Annotated in this window: 12 protein-coding genes; 6 read left to right on the top strand and 6 right to left on the bottom strand. The window is 38.2% G+C overall.

The window, feature by feature from the left end:
• Positions 1–33: 33 nt before the first annotated feature.
• Positions 34–948, top strand: coding sequence for a DUF6089 family protein (locus ACQ334_RS00790; protein ID WP_430986245.1), 915 nt, complete (start codon positions 34–36; stop codon positions 946–948).
• A gap of 200 nt (positions 949–1,148) precedes the next feature.
• A complete protein-coding gene (locus tag ACQ334_RS00785; protein WP_430986244.1) occupies positions 1,149–2,084 on the top strand; it encodes a hypothetical protein in 936 nt (311 codons plus the stop codon).
• A 72-nt stretch (positions 2,085–2,156) separates the two neighbouring features.
• Here ACQ334_RS00785 and ACQ334_RS00780 read toward each other — a convergent pair whose 3' ends face one another.
• The 5 genes from ACQ334_RS00780 to ACQ334_RS00760 all read right to left on the bottom strand — a co-directional run bounded on the left by ACQ334_RS00780 (position 2,157) and on the right by ACQ334_RS00760 (position 9,987).
• Entirely contained in the window at positions 2,157–3,905 is a 1,749-nt protein-coding gene (locus tag ACQ334_RS00780) for a gliding motility-associated C-terminal domain-containing protein (protein ID WP_430986243.1), read from the bottom strand.
• Positions 3,906–3,950: 45 nt separating this feature from the next.
• Positions 3,951–5,528 (bottom strand): DUF1501 domain-containing protein, encoded by a 1,578-nt coding sequence (locus ACQ334_RS00775; RefSeq protein ID WP_430986242.1) that lies wholly within the window; start codon positions 5,526–5,528, stop codon positions 3,951–3,953.
• Between the two features lie 18 nt (positions 5,529–5,546).
• Positions 5,547–7,229 carry a DUF1800 domain-containing protein gene (locus tag ACQ334_RS00770; protein ID WP_430986241.1) on the bottom strand — a complete coding sequence of 561 codons (1,683 nt, stop codon included), beginning with the start codon at positions 7,227–7,229 and terminating at the stop codon, positions 5,547–5,549.
• Between the two features lie 178 nt (positions 7,230–7,407).
• Complete coding sequence (locus tag ACQ334_RS00765) at positions 7,408–7,905, bottom strand: hypothetical protein (RefSeq protein ID WP_430986240.1); 498 nt, start codon at positions 7,903–7,905, stop codon at positions 7,408–7,410.
• A gap of 237 nt (positions 7,906–8,142) precedes the next feature.
• Positions 8,143–9,987, bottom strand: a complete 1,845-nt coding sequence (locus ACQ334_RS00760; protein WP_430986239.1) for a 2-oxoacid:acceptor oxidoreductase subunit alpha — start codon at positions 9,985–9,987, stop codon at positions 8,143–8,145.
• Between the two features lie 127 nt (positions 9,988–10,114).
• Here ACQ334_RS00760 and ACQ334_RS00755 point away from each other — a divergent pair, with 127 nt between their 5' ends.
• On the top strand, positions 10,115–11,242 hold the full coding sequence (locus ACQ334_RS00755) for a formimidoylglutamase (protein WP_430986238.1): 1,128 nt from the start codon (positions 10,115–10,117) through the stop codon (positions 11,240–11,242).
• A gap of 138 nt (positions 11,243–11,380) precedes the next feature.
• Here the strand turns inward: ACQ334_RS00755 and ACQ334_RS00750 are convergent, their stop codons facing one another.
• Positions 11,381–12,367: a potassium channel family protein gene (locus tag ACQ334_RS00750; RefSeq protein WP_430986237.1), complete on the bottom strand. Its 987-nt coding sequence runs from the start codon at positions 12,365–12,367 to the stop codon at positions 11,381–11,383.
• A 119-nt stretch (positions 12,368–12,486) separates the two neighbouring features.
• Between ACQ334_RS00750 and ACQ334_RS00745 the strand changes: the two genes are divergently transcribed.
• The 3 genes from ACQ334_RS00745 (at position 12,487) to ACQ334_RS00735 (ending at position 17,285) form a co-directional block, all read left to right on the top strand.
• On the top strand, positions 12,487–13,974 hold the full coding sequence (locus tag ACQ334_RS00745; protein ID WP_430986236.1) for a D-alanyl-D-alanine carboxypeptidase/D-alanyl-D-alanine-endopeptidase: 1,488 nt from the start codon (positions 12,487–12,489) through the stop codon (positions 13,972–13,974).
• 96 nt (positions 13,975–14,070) lie between these two features.
• Complete coding sequence (locus ACQ334_RS00740) at positions 14,071–16,293, top strand: PKD domain-containing protein (RefSeq protein WP_430986235.1); 2,223 nt, start codon at positions 14,071–14,073, stop codon at positions 16,291–16,293.
• Between the two features lie 140 nt (positions 16,294–16,433).
• Complete coding sequence (locus tag ACQ334_RS00735) at positions 16,434–17,285, top strand: hypothetical protein (protein WP_430986234.1); 852 nt, start codon at positions 16,434–16,436, stop codon at positions 17,283–17,285.
• Positions 17,286–17,301 lie beyond the last annotated feature (16 nt).

The following is a 17,301-nucleotide window of genomic DNA, read 5'->3' as shown; positions in this document are numbered from 1 at the left end:
ACCCCATTTTTCACTAACAGGAAACCTTATTTCATGAAAAGAATCATCCCATTTTTGGGCATTGCCATCATATTGGTATGCTCGTTTACAACTGTATTTGCACAAAGGCCTGATTTTTCTGAAGATCCTTATTACTACAGCAAATTTACTCTTGAAGTAGGCGCATCCTTAGGCGTTATGAATTGTCTTACCGATTTAGGTGGAGGTAAAGGAATAGGCAAAAATTTTATTAAAGATGTAAATGTTGGTTACAGTCAGCCCGAAGGAAGTATATACACAAGTATTGTGTACCGCAATGCCGTAGCATTAAGAACAGAAGCTGTATGGGGCATTGTAAAAGCAAGCGATGCCGTACTGAAAAATGTAAAGGAATCTACCTTGGGCAGGTACGACCGTAACCTGAGTTTCAGGAGTACTATTTTTGAAATGTCGCTGGTGACCGAAATTCATCCCCGTTTTTTTAAATTGTATTCGCAAAATGAAAAACTGCCAAGGCTGTCTCCATATCTGTTGGGAGGCATAGGCTATTTTGTATTTAATCCACGGGCTAAATACGATAGTGCCTGGGTAGACCTTAGGCCGCTGAGTACCGAAGGCCAGGGTTTTGCAGAATATCCGGACAGGAAGATCTATAAATTAAAGCAAATTAATTTTCCTGTGGGTGCCGGTATAAAATATAAAATTGCCAATGGTGTTAATTTTAGTACCGAGTTTGTTTACCGCATTTTACTGACCGATTATTTAGATGATGTAAGTACCACTTATATCGACAAAAGCTTATTCTCGAAATATTTAGACGGCGAAAAGCTGGCAGAAGCATTGAGATTATATAACCGGCAAAATGAAATCAATCCGGCGCATGCTACCAATATTGGCGACATACGGGGCAATCCTAAAAAGAATGATGCCTATTTTTCTATGAATTTTAAAATCGGCTTTATTTTCTAAAATAGCTTTGTAATTGAATGAAATAGCTGTAACAGGCAGCATATACTTAATATTAAGTATCCTAAAATTTGTAAACAATTATCCACGACCTGAATTTTTATTGCGGAATAATCGCTTTATTTGTATCTTAATCTATATCCCTTTGAAGTATCTCCCCCAACCGCCAAAATTAATATTAATACAAAAGGATATTTATGTACATGAAAAAACTGGCTCCAGTTACCGCACTCATTTTTTTACTGCTTTGTTCTGCTCAAAAAACTTCGGCTCAATATTATTTTTACGATAATAACTATTATGATAATCCTGTGGTGTACGAAATGGGGGCATCTGTTGGTGTGATGAATTGCCTTACTGATCTTGGTGGTAAAAAAGGGATCGGTAAAAAATTTATTAAAGATCTGAACTTTGGAAATACGCAATTTGCAGGTGGTCTTTTTTTCAACGCCCTTTATAAAAATGCAGTTGCTTTAAGGCTGGAAGGTACTTTTGGACAGGTTAAAGCTTACGATAGTATTTTAAAATCTGTTAAAGCTTCTACAAACGGCCGGTACGAACGCAACCTGAGCTTTAGAAGTAATATCACCGAATTCTCCCTGTTGGCAGAAATCCATCCTTTGTTTATTTTTAAAAGGTATGATGAAAATAGTACAGTGCCCAGATGCTCTCCTTATTTAGCAGCAGGTATTGGTTTTTATTCCTTTAACCCACAGGCTAAATTATTAAACCGCTGGGTTGACCTTCAGCCGCTAAGTACAGAAGGGCAAGGCTTTGCTGAATACCCTAAAAGAAAACCTTACTCATTACACCAGGTAAATATCCCCGTTGGTGTTGGGGCTAAATACGAGCTGTCTCCAATGATAAATTTAAGAGCAGAAATTCTATACCGCATTTTAAGTACCGATTATTTAGATGATGTAAGTACCAGTTACGTTGACCCGAATTTATTTGCCAATTATTTTACAGGCACCAAATTAACCAACGCCTTATTGTTGAACGACCGCCAGTACGAACTGGATCCTACACATATTACCGGTGATGGAGACCAGAGAGGCAATTCAAAAAACAATGATGCGTATTTTACTTTTAACGTAAAAGTAAGTTTAGTATTGGGCAGAGAAAAGAGATCGCATTAATTAAATAATAATTTTTATAAAAAAAGTCCTGAAAATTTTCAGGACTTTTTTATTGATTGAAAAAACAATTTATCATCTCAGCAACAATACCGTTCCTTGTTTTTGAATTATTTGCTTGTTGCTTATTTTGGTATAAGTTACCATCCACACATAAGCTCCCATATTTAATAAAGTACCTTTCAGTGTACCGTCCCAACCTTCCAACGGGTCTTTGCTGATATAAATTTTTTCTCCGTAGCGGTTAAGAATGGTCATGGTGTAATCCTGCATATCGCAGGCATGTAATGGACGGAAATTATCATTCACACCATCACCATTAGGTGTAAACGCATTGGGTAATAATAAAGCGCAGGGGCAGGCTTCAAAAATAATATTCATTGACGCTGTATCTCTGCCACAACCATTTTGTGCAGTAATCTGGTACAAGCCTGTAGTGGTTGCGGTAAACATACCTCCTACTGATCCATCCTGCCATTTATAATCCGGTGCATTGGCTTTGGGTTGAATAATAAATGTTTCTCCACGGCATAAGGTAGTGTCTTTTGGTAAGCCTAACTGCAAGGTATCATTAAACACTACGTATAAACTATCTTTAAATACACAGTGGCCAACCGTTGCCGTTACTGCATAAAAACCGGGTTTATAAACAAAGTAAGTAGATTGATTGGTATTATTCTGATCATCTCTTTGCGCCGGTATAGATTCCCATTTATAAACACCGGTACCAAAATCTGCATCCAGCACCAGCGTATTACCCTGGCAAAGTGCAGTGTCATTAAAATTCAATTGCTTGTTGCCACGATAGCGTACGATCATTGTGTCCACTACTTCGCATTGTTTGCCAATAGTAACAAATGCCCAGTAACGCCCCTGGCTGTTTATTGTAATTGTTGAATCCCTATCAATATTGTATGATACGGCATCATTTACATTCAGGCCCTTACTGCTCCAGGCATAACTTGTAGCACCTGCAACATGTGCAGTTAAATTAAAGATTTCTTTGGGGCATAATAAAGTATCAGGACCTAAATTAAAAACCGGTGCAGCGTAATTACTGAAATTTATATTAACGGTATCACTGTAAGCACCGCATCCTGCCACACCAACATTTACAATGTATTGTCCGCCCGGTGCAATAACCGGTATTTGCGATTGGGTGTAACTTAATACTGTTCCATTTAAACGCCATTGGTAAGTAGCATTTTCACTGGACGCATCTAAAGTAAGTCGTTCGCCCTGGCATAAAGTATGATCTTTTCCCAGGTCAAGATTGGGTTCTTTGGTAAAAAAAACACCGATTGTATCTGTTACTTCACAACCATTTATTTTTACGGTGTAAGTACCCGATTTTTTTACTGCAAGTACCGGCCCTATTGTTGTAGTATCATCATTCCACTCATACAGGGCATTAGGTATAATGGGTGCGTTAAGGATGTATGTTCCGGTATCGCCGCATAAAAAAACATCCGGACCAAAATTGTAAGCAACAGGCAATACAAAGTTAATAGTATCGGTAAGATCAATAGTTCCTGCGCCACCATCCACTACATGTAAGGTAACAATATAAGTACCCGGAGTACTGTAAATGTGTGAAGGCTGCTGAATATCTTTTGCTGTATTTAATAAGCCACTTGCAGTATCTCCAAAATTCCAGAGAATGACAGAGGGAAATTGTGCTGTTTCAAAAGCAGTAGAATTAAAAGTTACGGCACTCCCTGCACAACTACTGCTATGCTGGATAGCATACACCATTTGCGCAGCTGTTCTTTCAGTTATCAAAAATGAAGAGCAAAAAAATATGATACAAAGAAAACACTTCATTAGGTTTATTTTAAGTACAGTTGTAAGGGTATTGAATTAAATAATTTATCCTTTTACTTTTAACATTGGCCGCACTTGTTGCAAAGCTCCGTTTTGTAATCTTGCATAATACACACCCGTTGGCAATAACGGCGTATTAAAAGTTACGGTATAAGTACCTGCAGTTGCATACTCCTGATCTATCAATGTGGCAATTCTTTTACCTGCGGTATCAAATATTTGTACCAATGTATGGCCACCTGTTGTTTTAAAAGTAATTTTAGTTGAATTGGCAAATGGATTGGGGTAATTGATAATTAAGTTATCACCCAGGTTATTCAACTCCTGCATATCCATATTACAAGCGGTGGATTTTATCACCGGCAGGTATTGATAATTTTTAAGCAATACACTATCCACATCCTGCGGAGGCAAGCAAAACCAATCTCTTAAAATAGTTGAGTAAACAGAACGGAAATCGTATTGCATTGGCACATTATCCACTGCCTGCCCTGTTATTGGCATAGAAGGATTTTTACCGAGTATTCCCTGCTTTACGCTGTCGCCAAATAAAAATACCGGTTGTGCGGCACCGTGATCTGTACCTAAGCTGCCATTACTCTGCATACGCCTTCCAAATTCAGAAAACGTCATACCCAGTACTTTTTGTGAAACCCCTAAAAATTTCAAGTCTTTTGTAAATGCTGTAATAGCTTCCGAAACCTGCTTTAATAAACCAGCGTGATTTCCTGTAAGCGTATTGCCGCCGTTTACCTGGCCTGCATGCGTATCAAAACCACCCATGCCTACCATGTAAATTTTTGTTTTCAATCCGCCTGCTACTAACCTGGCAACGGCTTTTAATTGTGCTGCCAGGTAATTATCTGCAGGATATGCTGACTGCTGTGTTACCTTATCAGCTGCTTTTTTAATAACTTCTGCATATTTATTGGTTTGCTTTGCAATAGTACGCAGGTAAGTTAGTTCCACACCGCTGGGTGTATTGGGTGTAGGGTCTTGTATGGCATCAATTAAATTATAGAAGTTTAAGCTTTCATCAATAGCTAATGCATCAAAACCGGTAGGGCTTAAAAATACAGGGGATAACACAGAGCCGATCTGCAATGCTAATGGATCGGGCATGGTATCATTAGGAAAACCTACAGGGTAATTAGGATACTGATGATTCAAATATCTTCCTGCCCAACCAGTAGATAAATATTGTTCGGCATCGGCCCCTGTTAACCAGATATCCATAGAACGAAAATGTGAGCCATTAGCAGATGGATAACCCACCGCTTGTATAGCACACAATTTTTCTTCGTTATACATTTGCTGCATACCGGTTAATGAGGGATGCAATCCTGATTTAAGATTATTATTTAAAGCCAGCACTTTATTTTCCGGTATCGCAATATTGGGACGGATGCGATTGTAATCACTATAAAATTCCAGGGGAATAATGGTATTCAATCCATCATTACCGCCAGCTAACTGAATCAGCACAAGTACGTGGTCATTATCTGCACCGGTAAGCGATTGTAAAAATGCAGAGTTACCAAATGCTTTTACAGATAAGCTACCTAATATTGAGGGCAATACTGCACCTTGTATACTTTGTTTTAAAAAGGATCTTCTTTGCATAGAATGGAATTGGATGGTTTAACACAAATGATATTCCGGCAGGTTCATAATATATTTATAGAATGATTTTAACCGGCTTAAAACAATTGCTTTGGTACCCGGGTTACTGGTATCTACTTTATATGCATCCCAGGCATTGGTCCAGTAATAATCCTGCAACTGTCCACTTAATAAAATAGAACGCTTGATAAACTCTTTTGCACTTTCTGATAATGGATAGCGCAATAAAATTTCCAGCGATTGATTAATTAATAAATTAGGGTCGCCGGGATTGGCTAACTGATCAGCAAATGCAATGGGGTCAATCACTATAGTTTGATTGTTATTCATGATGCCATCGGCAATCATCCTGTCGGTAAAAATATTACGGCGGGTGTACGTTGAAGAGTTTACCCATAATTCATGAAAGGCGGGCTCCTGGTAATAAGCATACCATCCTGCTACTTCGGGTATAGCCCCCAATTCCTGTTGCATTTCGCTGGCTTCATTTTGTATACTTTGCCATACTGCATAAGTAGCTTCGTTGTTGCTAGTATCTGGCATTACCACATTATATTCATTACACAGGTCAATTACAAAGTCCAGCGGACTTTTAATTACACAAGCCGAAGAGTATACCAGGTCGTAAAAATGTTTACTCTTAAATAATGTAGACAGTACAGGCTGAATAGCGTAATTATTATTCCTGAAAATTTGTGCCAGCGGAGTTATCACCGTTTGCTCAATGCTGCTGTCAATTTTATAATAAATAAAAAAACGGTAAATTTTTCTGCAGATGTGTTTGGATAATTCTTCCTGCGAAAATATCATATCCAGTAATGCATCTACTTCCGATGCACCATTAGCACCACTAAAGCCGGTAATTATTTTATTGCTGTAAAAAGAAGAAAACTCTTTATTAGTAGCATCATGTTTTCCGGCATCAAAAAAATAAGTGAAAGTAGTCGGGCTTACTGTATGGCCTGTAAGTACCAATGCTGCAGCTTTTACATCATCTTCAGTATATTTTGAATTAGGGCCTTTACCAACAGTGTATAATTCCTGCAATTCTCTTGCGTAGTTTTCATTGGGTGAGCCTTTTACATTACTATCTCCATTTAAAAAATATAACATGGCAGGATCCAACGTAATTGCTTTAGCCATCGTTTTAAAATTACCCAATGCATTCTGGCGCAAGGTTAAATAATGATCGTACCAGAACCTGGCTTTTATTTTATCACCTGAATTATTAATGTTGGTAGCAAAATGATTATGCCAGAACACGGTTAATTTTTCATGAATAGAACGGGAAGGTTGTACAGCCTGCCCCAGCCACCAGGTTTTTAAAGAATCAATGCGATGCCTGTTTAATTCTGTATCTGCAAGGCTAATACCAGTGTTGATCCAGGTTTGCCATAAAGCAACTCCCGTGGGGTCTGCATAACCATTAACATTATAGTTATTGAGCGGAACAGAAGACGGTGCTGTAGTGGGCTGTAATATTTCATCAACAGCCTGCGACAAAGTTTTTGTTTTAAAATACTGAATGTCTTTTTGCTTTGCCCCAAATAAGGTTCGCTTTAAAAGATGTACAATTTGCGGCGTATCCCAGGTGCCGGAATATTCCTGTAAACCCTCAGTTAAAGGGCCTTGCAATTTTTTTGCAGCAGGAGACAGTTGTTGCTTTGCAACAGTAGTTTTAGTCAGCAGCGTTTCATTCATAAACGGATAGTGGTTTAACAGCTATAAAAAAATATCAAACAGGGTTAATACAATCTTATAAAAATACTTTACTGATATATCCAGGGAATCAAAATTCAGGAAACGTGTTTTGCATTGCGCTGAATTGATAAGGGTAGTTCTATGCGTTTCTTTAACAAATAATTTGCCAAAGATTTTTTTATTCTGAAAAACTGGTAGAAAATTTTCCTTCTGCTAATAATAATATTTTTGTTTTGGTAGAATTACTAACCTTAATCGTAAAATTACCTTCTGCAATACCTTGTTTTATTTTTTGCAATTTTGTAACTGTTACTTTATTTGAGGTATCGCTTACGTTATTAGCATAAGTAATACCCAATGAATCTGTATAGCTGGCAAATATTTCATTACCCTTGTATGTTTTTACACTATCGCCGGTAACTCTTATAATTAAATTGTTCTTACGTACAGTACTATCAGGTAATTTTCCTTCAATAGTTGTAGTAAATAAAGTGCCCACATTTTCTTTTCTTGCTGTTGTTACTGAAAGTGTTACCGCAATAGTGTCTTGCTTAAAACTGATATAGGATAATTTAATTTCCGGCTCTGGTAACGGCACCAATGCTTCCTGTTTAGTACAGGAGATAAAGAAAATAACAGCTAATAAAAAAATGGATTGCAGTGTAGTATTTTTCATAGTTAGTTGTTGGGATAAAAGGTTTAAGGATTTTGATACAGCAATATCAATGCCATTTTTAAACTCAGCAATAATGGTATAGCTAAAAAGGTTTTACTTTTTTTGTTTTTCTATGTATCCTCTGTGCCTATGTGGTAAATTCAACCACATAGGCACAGAGGATACATAGGATACATAAGAAATAAAAAAAGTCCCAATTTAAAATTGGGACTTTACTGAAATTTTATGTTGAAAGAATTATAATAGTTTTCTTATTGCATCTACCAGTTCACCTTTGGTGATAGGCACACCCATAATTTTATTGTAGCCTTTTGCATCTACAAAATAAACATCACGGATAATTTTTATCAACTGGCCATTATTAATTTCTGGTATTAAAACAGTGTCAAAATTTTTCAGGATGTCGCCTAAATTTTTAGGGAAAGGACGAACATAACGCAGGTGAGCATGGCTTACTTCTACTCCTTCATCCTGCAATTCTTTACAAGCGCTTTTGATAGAGCCGTAGGTACTGCCCCACCCTAATACCAATACTTTTCCTTTAGCCGGACCACTGTCTAATTTTTGTTCGGGAATATAATTAGCAATAAGATCCACTTTTGCCTGGCGGGTTTTAACCATGTGCTGGTGGTTATCGCTATCGTAACTGATATTACCCGTACCATCCTGTTTTTCTAAACCTCCTACTCTATGCTCCAGCCCGGGTGTACCAGGTATGGCCCATGGCCTTACTAATTTTTCATCACGCTGGTAAGGCATAAATTTACTTTCAGCAATATCATTAGCTGTAGTAAAATGAACTTTTATTTCCGGCAGGTCATCGCTCTTGGGAAATTTCCATGGCTCTGCACCATTAGCAATATAACCATCACTTAAAAACATTACCGGTGTCATGTGCTGCACAGCAATTCTTGCGGCTTCATATACAGCACTAAAACAATCACTCGGTGTACTTGAAGCAATTACCGGCATCGGGCATTCGCCATTTCTGCCATAGTAAGCCTGCATAAGGTCACTCTGTTCTGTTTTGGTAGGCAAGCCGGTTGAAGGGCCACCACGCTGAATATTGATGATCAGCAAAGGAATTTCCAGCATTACTGCCAAACCCATTGCTTCTGCTTTTAATGCAATACCAGGGCCGCTGCTTGTAGTTAAGCCTAAACTACCACCATAACTGGCACCAATAGCCGAAGTGATCGCTGCAATCTCATCTTCTGCCTGGAAGGTTTTTACACCAAAATTTTTATACCTGCTTAACTCATGTAAAATATCGCTTGCAGGAGTTATAGGATAGCTGCCCAGGAATAATGGCAAACCACTTTTTTGTGATGCTGCAATCAATCCATACGCAACTGCCTGGTTACCCATGATAGAACGATACGTACCCGGCTCCATCTTAGCTTTTTCAACAGTATATTTTGTAGTAAAGGTTTCGGTAGTATCGCCGTAATTATAACCTGCCTGCAATGCTTTCACATTACTTTCAAATATTTCCGGCTTTTTACCAAACTTATCTTTAATAAAGCTAATGGTATTCTCCATGTCACGATTGTACATCCAGTACAAAAAGCCCAGTACAAACATATTTTTTGCACGGTCTTTTTCTTTTACCCCCATGGTGATCTCCTTCAATGCCTCACGGGTCATTTTAGTAACGTCGATCTTTATCACTTCATAATTGCCCAGGCTGTTATCTTCTAAAGGATGTACTCCTTCAGGATAATTAGCCAACCGCAAATTCTTAGCATCAAAGCCATCTACATTAGCAATAATTTTACCGCCTGGTTTTAATCCTTTTAAATTAGCTTTTAATGCAGCAGCATTCATAGCTACTAATACATCACAGGCATCTCCCGGGGTAAATATCCTGTCGCTGCTAAAACGCAACTGGTATCCGCTCACACCGGGCAGGGTTCCTATCGGGGCACGTATCTCAGCAGGAAAATCAGGAAAAGTAGCCAGGTCAATACCCAGCATTGCAGTATTGTTGGTAAACTGGTTGCCCGTAAGCTGCATACCGTCGCCGCTATCGCCGGCAAATTTTATCACTACGTCTTTAAGTACTTCTTCTTTATAGCTCATCGTTTTTAAAATTGTGGTAGCGAAGTTACCGATTTTAAGCTTTTTAAATGCCTGATATTTATACAATTTTTCCGGCAACGTTCCCACAATTTGAAATTATTAAATTAGGTTTGCTCAAATTTTTTAGATGTACGACCTGCATGACTTTTTAGAGCCTGTTTTACTGAGTGCCATTAATGAAGATAATGGCTATAACGACGGGCAATTTGCCAAACATATTGCTTTATATGACACAGAGATGCCTGATATTACCGATGCAGATATTGTTTTGGTAGGTGTTACAGAAAGCAGGGGCGCAGGTATTTTCAATAACCTGCATTCGGCGCCTGATGCCATCCGTAAGCAATTGTACCAGCTTCACTTGTGGCATAAGGAGATCAGTATTGCTGATATTGGCAATATTAAAACCGGTGCCACGCTCAATGATAGTTATGCCGCCGTAAAAACTGTATTAACTGAATTGCTGCGTCAAAATAAAACAGTAGTGATATTGGGTGGCTCACACGATATTACGCTGGCACAATACTTTGCTTATGTTGATCTGAAAAGAGTGGTGGAAGCTACTTGCATTGATGCCAATATTAACCTGCGTGGCGAAAGCCCCGAACGCAGTGAAAATTTTTTAATGGAAATGCTTACCGGCGAACCTAACCTGGTAAAGCATTACAATCATATCGGCTTTCAAAGTTATTTTGTGCATCCACGTATGCTGGAAACAATGGACAAACTTCGTTTTGATTGTTTCCGCTTAGGAATGGCTAAGGAAGATATGGAAGAAATGGAACCCGTTTTACGCAACACCAATTTATTAAGCTTTGATATTTGTGCGATAAAGTATGGCGATTCTCCTGCTTCTATACAAAGTCCTAATGGCTTTACTGGTGAAGAGGCTTGTATGCTTACCCGCTATGCAGGTATGAGTACCAACCTGAACAGTTTTGGCATTTATGGTTATTTGCCACAGCATGATGTAAATGATCTTACCGCCAAACAAATTGCACAAATGCTCTGGTATTTTATTGATGGTAAAAACAGGGCTAAGCAGGAAGCTGTTATTGAAGACCGTAGCAACTTTAATGAATACCATTGCCATTTTACTGAAACGGAAACTAATTTTTTGCAGAGTAAGAAAACAGGTCGCTGGTGGATGCAATTACCTGATAAAAAATATATTGCCAGCAGTTATAAAGATTATATACAAGCCAGCCGTAATGAAATTCCGGAGCGGTGGTTGAGGGCACAGGAGAGGGGGTAGTTGATTAGTTAATTGGTTAATTAGTTGATTGGTTTAGAGTTTAGAGTTTAGAGTTTAGAGTTTAGAGTTTAGAGTTTAGAGTTTTTAAAGCCGGATTGGTTTGCGATTGATATATGCTGCATTGGTGCTGCAGTTTATTTACACTAATTTTTTTGCACTTTCTATTTGTGCATCGCTGCCCATAACGATCATGCTTTGGCCGGGGTTTACCTGGTATGAGGAAGATGGGTTGATGGTATAATGCCCTTCTGCATCTTTTATTCCTAAAATAGTGCAATTGGTTTTTTTCCAGAGATCAAGTTCTGCTAAAGAAATATTTTGCTGCGTTTTTAATTCTGCTACCCTGAAGTCGCTGTTGTTTTTTGTACTCATGATAGAGATGAGCTCCACCACATCGGGCAACATTACTAATGTAGCCATGTGAGCGCCGCCGATTTTATCAGGCATTATTACATTACTGGCACCTGCTATCTTTAATTTTTTTATAGATGAATCCTGTGAGGCACGGCTGATGATAGTAACTTTTGGATTGAGTTGTTTGGCCGTAAGCACCACAAATAAATTATCGGCATCCACCGGCAAAGTGATGATGATGGCTTTGGCATTGTTGATGCCTGCTTCCAGCAAAACTTCATCTTTAGTAGCATCGCCTTTAATAAAATACTTTACTTCAAAAGGAAGGTCAGTCTCCAGGTCAGCTTTTTCTTCCAGCACCACAAACGGAATTTTATTATCATGTAATACCTGTGCACTCTCTTTTCCATTGCGGCCAAAGCCGCAGATGATAACATGGTTCTGCAATTTCTGAATACTGTTTTCCATTTTGATCATTTTATATTTTTTCACCAATTCGGTATCAAAAAAATAACGGGATAATAAAGTGATGAAATAGGTAAATAAACCGAGGTTAACTAAGATGAGGATGATGGTGAACACCTGCCCTGCTTCACTCAAAGGCTTAACTTCATTAAACCCAACTGATGCAATGGTGATCACCGTCATAAACAATGCATCCAGGAAACTGTAGTGCTCTATCAGAATATAACCAATAGTGCCGGCCAGTATCAGGCTGTTGAGTAATAGCAGTGGTTGTAATAGTCCTTTAAAAAGATAGAGTCGTTTCATTAAATGTATTGTAACAACGGCCGAAAATTATAACTTTAAAGCCAGATAAAAAAAGACATTGGTCATAGTAGTTACTGAAATACATTAATTTGCCCAACCGCTAACGGAAATACAATATAATGAGGTTACTCAATTTATTTGCTACACTTATACTATTATGCGTTTTAAATGGCTGTTCTGTATCTAAACAAATAAGCAAACAGGCCAATACTATTTTATTAAAAGATTCTTCCATCAGCACCGGGCATATTGGTATTTGTATTTACGAACCGGCTACTAATAAATACTGGTATAATTATGATGCAACTCATTATTTTATACCGGCCAGTAATACCAAGTTGTTTACATTGTATGCAGGGATGAAATATTTGGGGGATAGTTTGGTGGGGTTGAGGTATAACAATTCAACTTCTATCAATAATATAATTCCCACAGGGGACCCAACTTTTTTACACCCAGATTTTAGAATCCAACCTGTATTTGATTTTTTACAGAAAAATATCAAAACTATTGCTTGGTCAAAAAGATTTATTAATTCAATTTGGCAAGCTGACGCTTTAGGTAGCGGGTGGTCATGGAATGATTACAATGATGATTATATGGCCGAAAGAAGTCCATTTCCAATTTATGGAAATGTTATTGATTTTAAACTAAACCAGGATTCATTTTATATAGATCCTTTTCAGGGAACAAATAATATGATCTCCTATCCGGCATTATATAAAAACAAGATTTATCAAAATGGTTATGAAGTGCCCAAAAGAAACTTTTACTTGAAAAGATCAATATCCGAAAACCGTTTTTACCTGAAACAATCTACAAGTAATTTTAGCAGGCAAACAATTCCATTTGTGACCAATGGTATATATACTGCAGCATATATCTTGAATGATTTATTGTATGAATTTGAGTATAATCGAAATATAAAAGAAGATTCAGTCAACAGATTAACTGCCCAACAAGAACATAGAGATTATCTTTCAACTTTAAAGCCTAAAGTAAACTCAGACTCAGTCAGAAATGTTCTTTTAGTAGATATGGTCAGAGGTAGTCTATCTGATTATGTCGATTTAACAAAATACAAAATCATCCACTCCCAACCCTCCGACTCCCTCTTTAAACCCATGATGCACCGCAGCGATAATTTTTTTGCAGAGCAAACTTTATTAATGGCCAGCAATGAACATTTGGGTTATATGAATGATGAAAAAATTATTGATACCGTTTTAAAGACTGATTTAAAAGATGTACCCCAACGACCCAAATGGGTGGATGGCAGCGGGCTGAGCCGTTATAATTTATTTACCCCAAAAAGTTTTGTGTACATTTTAAATAAGATGCAAAATGAATTTGGCTTGGCAAGAATGAAGAATATTTTAGCCACCGGTGGTGAAGGCACATTAGCGAACTATTTTAAAAAAGATGCCGGCTTTATCTATGCCAAAACCGGTACTTTAAGTAATAACTGTGCATTAAGTGGCTACCTCATCACCAATAAAGGGAAATTGCTCATTTTTTCTATATTAGCTAATAATTATATAACCGGCGCTACTCCCATTCGTCGTGCAGCAGAGCGGTTTTTAGAAGGTATCCGTGAAAAATATTAAAATTTCCTGTCCCCTCAGGCAACACATCCGAAACTGGCGGTATCTACCTTAAACAACAAGAAAAACCAAATTACCCTTTAATCAAAAATGTTTGTTATGAAAAAAATTATTACACTATTGCTGACCGTACTCACAGCATTTAGTTTTACATCCAAAGCCCAAACTACTGTGGTTTGTAATGCTGATTTTAATTTTACCATCAGCAACTTTACGGCCCAGTTTACACCAGTAATGATAGGTGATTCTATCAACACCACACACTACTGGAGTTTTGGTGATGGTAACAGCGTATCGGCAGTTACTACTTCACACACTTATGCTTCTGTTGGCAGCTATAGTGTAAAACACCTTATCATTAAGCATAATCCTAATGGTGTTATTGTATGTGCCGACTCTGTTACAAAAATTGTATTGATTCAGCAAACCACAGCTTGTAACCTTCAGGCTTATTTTACATGGAATGCCGATTCTTTAAACTGGAATACCATTCATTTCCAGAATCAATCATTACCCAATGCTCCCGGCGATTCTATCCGTTGGAACTTTGGTGATGGTACACCGCCTGTTAATGGTTTAGTAGGTACACTTTCCACACCAACACATGTATATGCTAACGCAGGTACCTACAATGTTTGTATACGTGTAAAGAAAAATAATACCACCGGCGGTGCACCATGTGTAAGCGAATTTTGTAAACCTGTTGTAGTAGCTCCTGTATGTAACCTGGTAGCTAATTTTAACTGGACAAGCACTGCTGCAAGTCCGTTAGTAATTGCTTTTCATAATTTAAGTGTTCCTCTTTCATCTGCAGACTCTGTAAGATGGATATTTGGTGACGGTACTGTTTCTTTTGATGTTAATCCAACTCATACTTATACTCAACCGGGCACCTATACTGTTTGCTTAAGAGTAAAAAAGAATACAACCATTGCAGGAGTACCGGCTTGCGTAAGTGAAATCTGCAAAACAGTTGTAATAACTACTGCTTGTAATCTTGTAGCTAACTTCAGTTCACAACCGGATAGTTTACATCCGTTACGTATGAAGTTTACTAATCTCAGCGTGGTATCAAATGCTTCCGATTCTGTTCGCTGGACCTTTGGCGATGGTACTTCAGTAAGTGGTTTACAAAGCGATCCTACTGTTGCTAACCCAACACATGATTATACACAAGCTGGTGTTTTCAATGTTTGTTTAAGGGTAAAAAGAAACCTTAATACTTCTACCACACCATGTGTTGGTGAAATATGTAAAACAGTTATTGTACTTTCTCCCTGCAATATACCTGCAAGCTTTACCATGCACAGGGATTCGATTAATATCCGTAAAGTATATTTCAACAATACCACTATTGCGCCAACAGCTACGGCCACTGCGGTATGGCATTTTGGGGATGGCACTACTGCCACTACATGGAATGCAGTACATGAATACGCACAAGCCGGAACTTACAGGGTATGCTTAACTGTAACCTTTGCTCCTAACTGTGTTAAAGAAACCTGTGATACTGTAGTGATACCTAATCCTCCTCCAGGCTGCCTTGAACTTTCTAAGTTTACTTATGAAAAATTCAGCACTGATGCACAGAAATATAAATTTACTCCTGATCATATCTTTACTGATGTGGTATATACCTGGACCTTTGGTGACGGCACCGGAAGCCACGACCCGATCGCCATTCATCGTTACGCCCAACCAGGTGTATACACCGCTTGCCTGACTGCATGGCGTGGGCCTAATTGCGCCAGCACTACTTGTAAAACAATTACAGTATTGCCACAGATCAACTGCGATAGTATTCACGTAATCTATACTTTCCAGAGAGATCCGATTGTGCCGAACAAATTGTATTTCTATGCTAATGCTAACTTCCCGATACTGGATCAAACCTGGACGATAACAAAACTATCTCCGGCTACAACAGTTCCGGTAATATTGCACCAGAATAACCCTATCTATGTATTTAATGATACCGGGTATTACAGGGTTTGTTTAAAAGCAATTACACTGGGCGGTTGTGTAAAAGAGTTCTGCAGTGTTATCAGAATTGAACATGTGGTAAGTAATGTATGTGAATTGCAGGCCTTCCCTAATCCTGCCAGCAGCCTGGTAAATGTAAATGTAACATTAACAGCGCCAGGTATGATTGATGCTTACATCTACAACACTTTAAATGTACAGGTAAGAGAAAAACATCAGCAAGGTGTAACCGGCAACAATGTAGTTAGCTTTAATGTTAATGATCTTGCACCGGGTTTATACACTATTAAAGTGGTTTACGGCGGCAAAACCTGTTATGCCAGGTTTACCAAACTCTAGCTCACTGGTTTCATGATAATAGAAAAAGATCCTGCAGCGTAATTGTTGCAGGATCTTTTTTTAAACAGCCCGTGGATAACGGCCGGTTAAGTACAGGAGGTTAAAAATTTATAAATATATTCGCAGTAAATTGAACCTTGATGCCGGGCATTGCCTTATTACTTTCCTTAACCACCACCATAAGCAGTTTAATACATCCTGCTGCAACAATACCGCCGCTGAAACCGGTAACTTTTACACCTGCCGAAAAAACAGTACAGCATCAATTGGGTGATAAGACCATTTCTTTTAAAGTAATTCAATACGGCGAATCTGTTAGTACCTGCTGTATCAATGTACACGACAATGAAGCCACAGCAGTTCAGGCCGCACGTGCTATTTTAGAACGGGAAGGGGGATTATTGATAAAGATCGATAACAATGCACAGCGACTGGTGAGTTTTTCATTTAAAGGTGTGGTGTATACATTTGACCCCAACAGGATATTTTCTGCATCAGGTATCAGGCTTACGTTAACAGCAAAAGGAAAAATAAATCCATTAGCAATAATTGAAGTGGAAAAATTTGCTGCACATCTTTTACAATTGATACCCGATACTACTTCCTGTATTGTGGCCTTACATAATAATACCGATGGTGATTATTCAGTTAAAAGTTACCAGGCTGGTGGCAAAAGACAGAGCGATGCCAAACAGGTATATGCTGATGACTGGCAGGATGCAGATGATATTGCATTGACCACTGATGAAAACCTGTTTGCTAAAATGTCGGCAATGGGTTATAACAGTATTTTGCAGGATAATGTAAAAGTGGATAAGGACGGATCGCTGAGTGTGTACTATGGCGAACTAAACAAACGTTATATCAATATTGAAACACAGTTTGGCAAAACAGTGCAGTACAAAGAAATGCTGGGCAAGCTGCTGACAATTTTAGATAAAGAGAAAAAACCGGAGACTACCTACGTGCCAATGGTTGATGTGGATTACTAAAGCAGGAAGCCTCTTT

This window comes from Ferruginibacter sp. SUN106 (assembly GCF_050611765.1).
Lineage (GTDB): Bacteria > Bacteroidota > Bacteroidia > Chitinophagales > Chitinophagaceae > Ferruginibacter.
The sequence above is the reverse complement of the archived record's forward strand: the minus strand, read 5'-3'. Positions and strand labels throughout refer to the sequence as shown.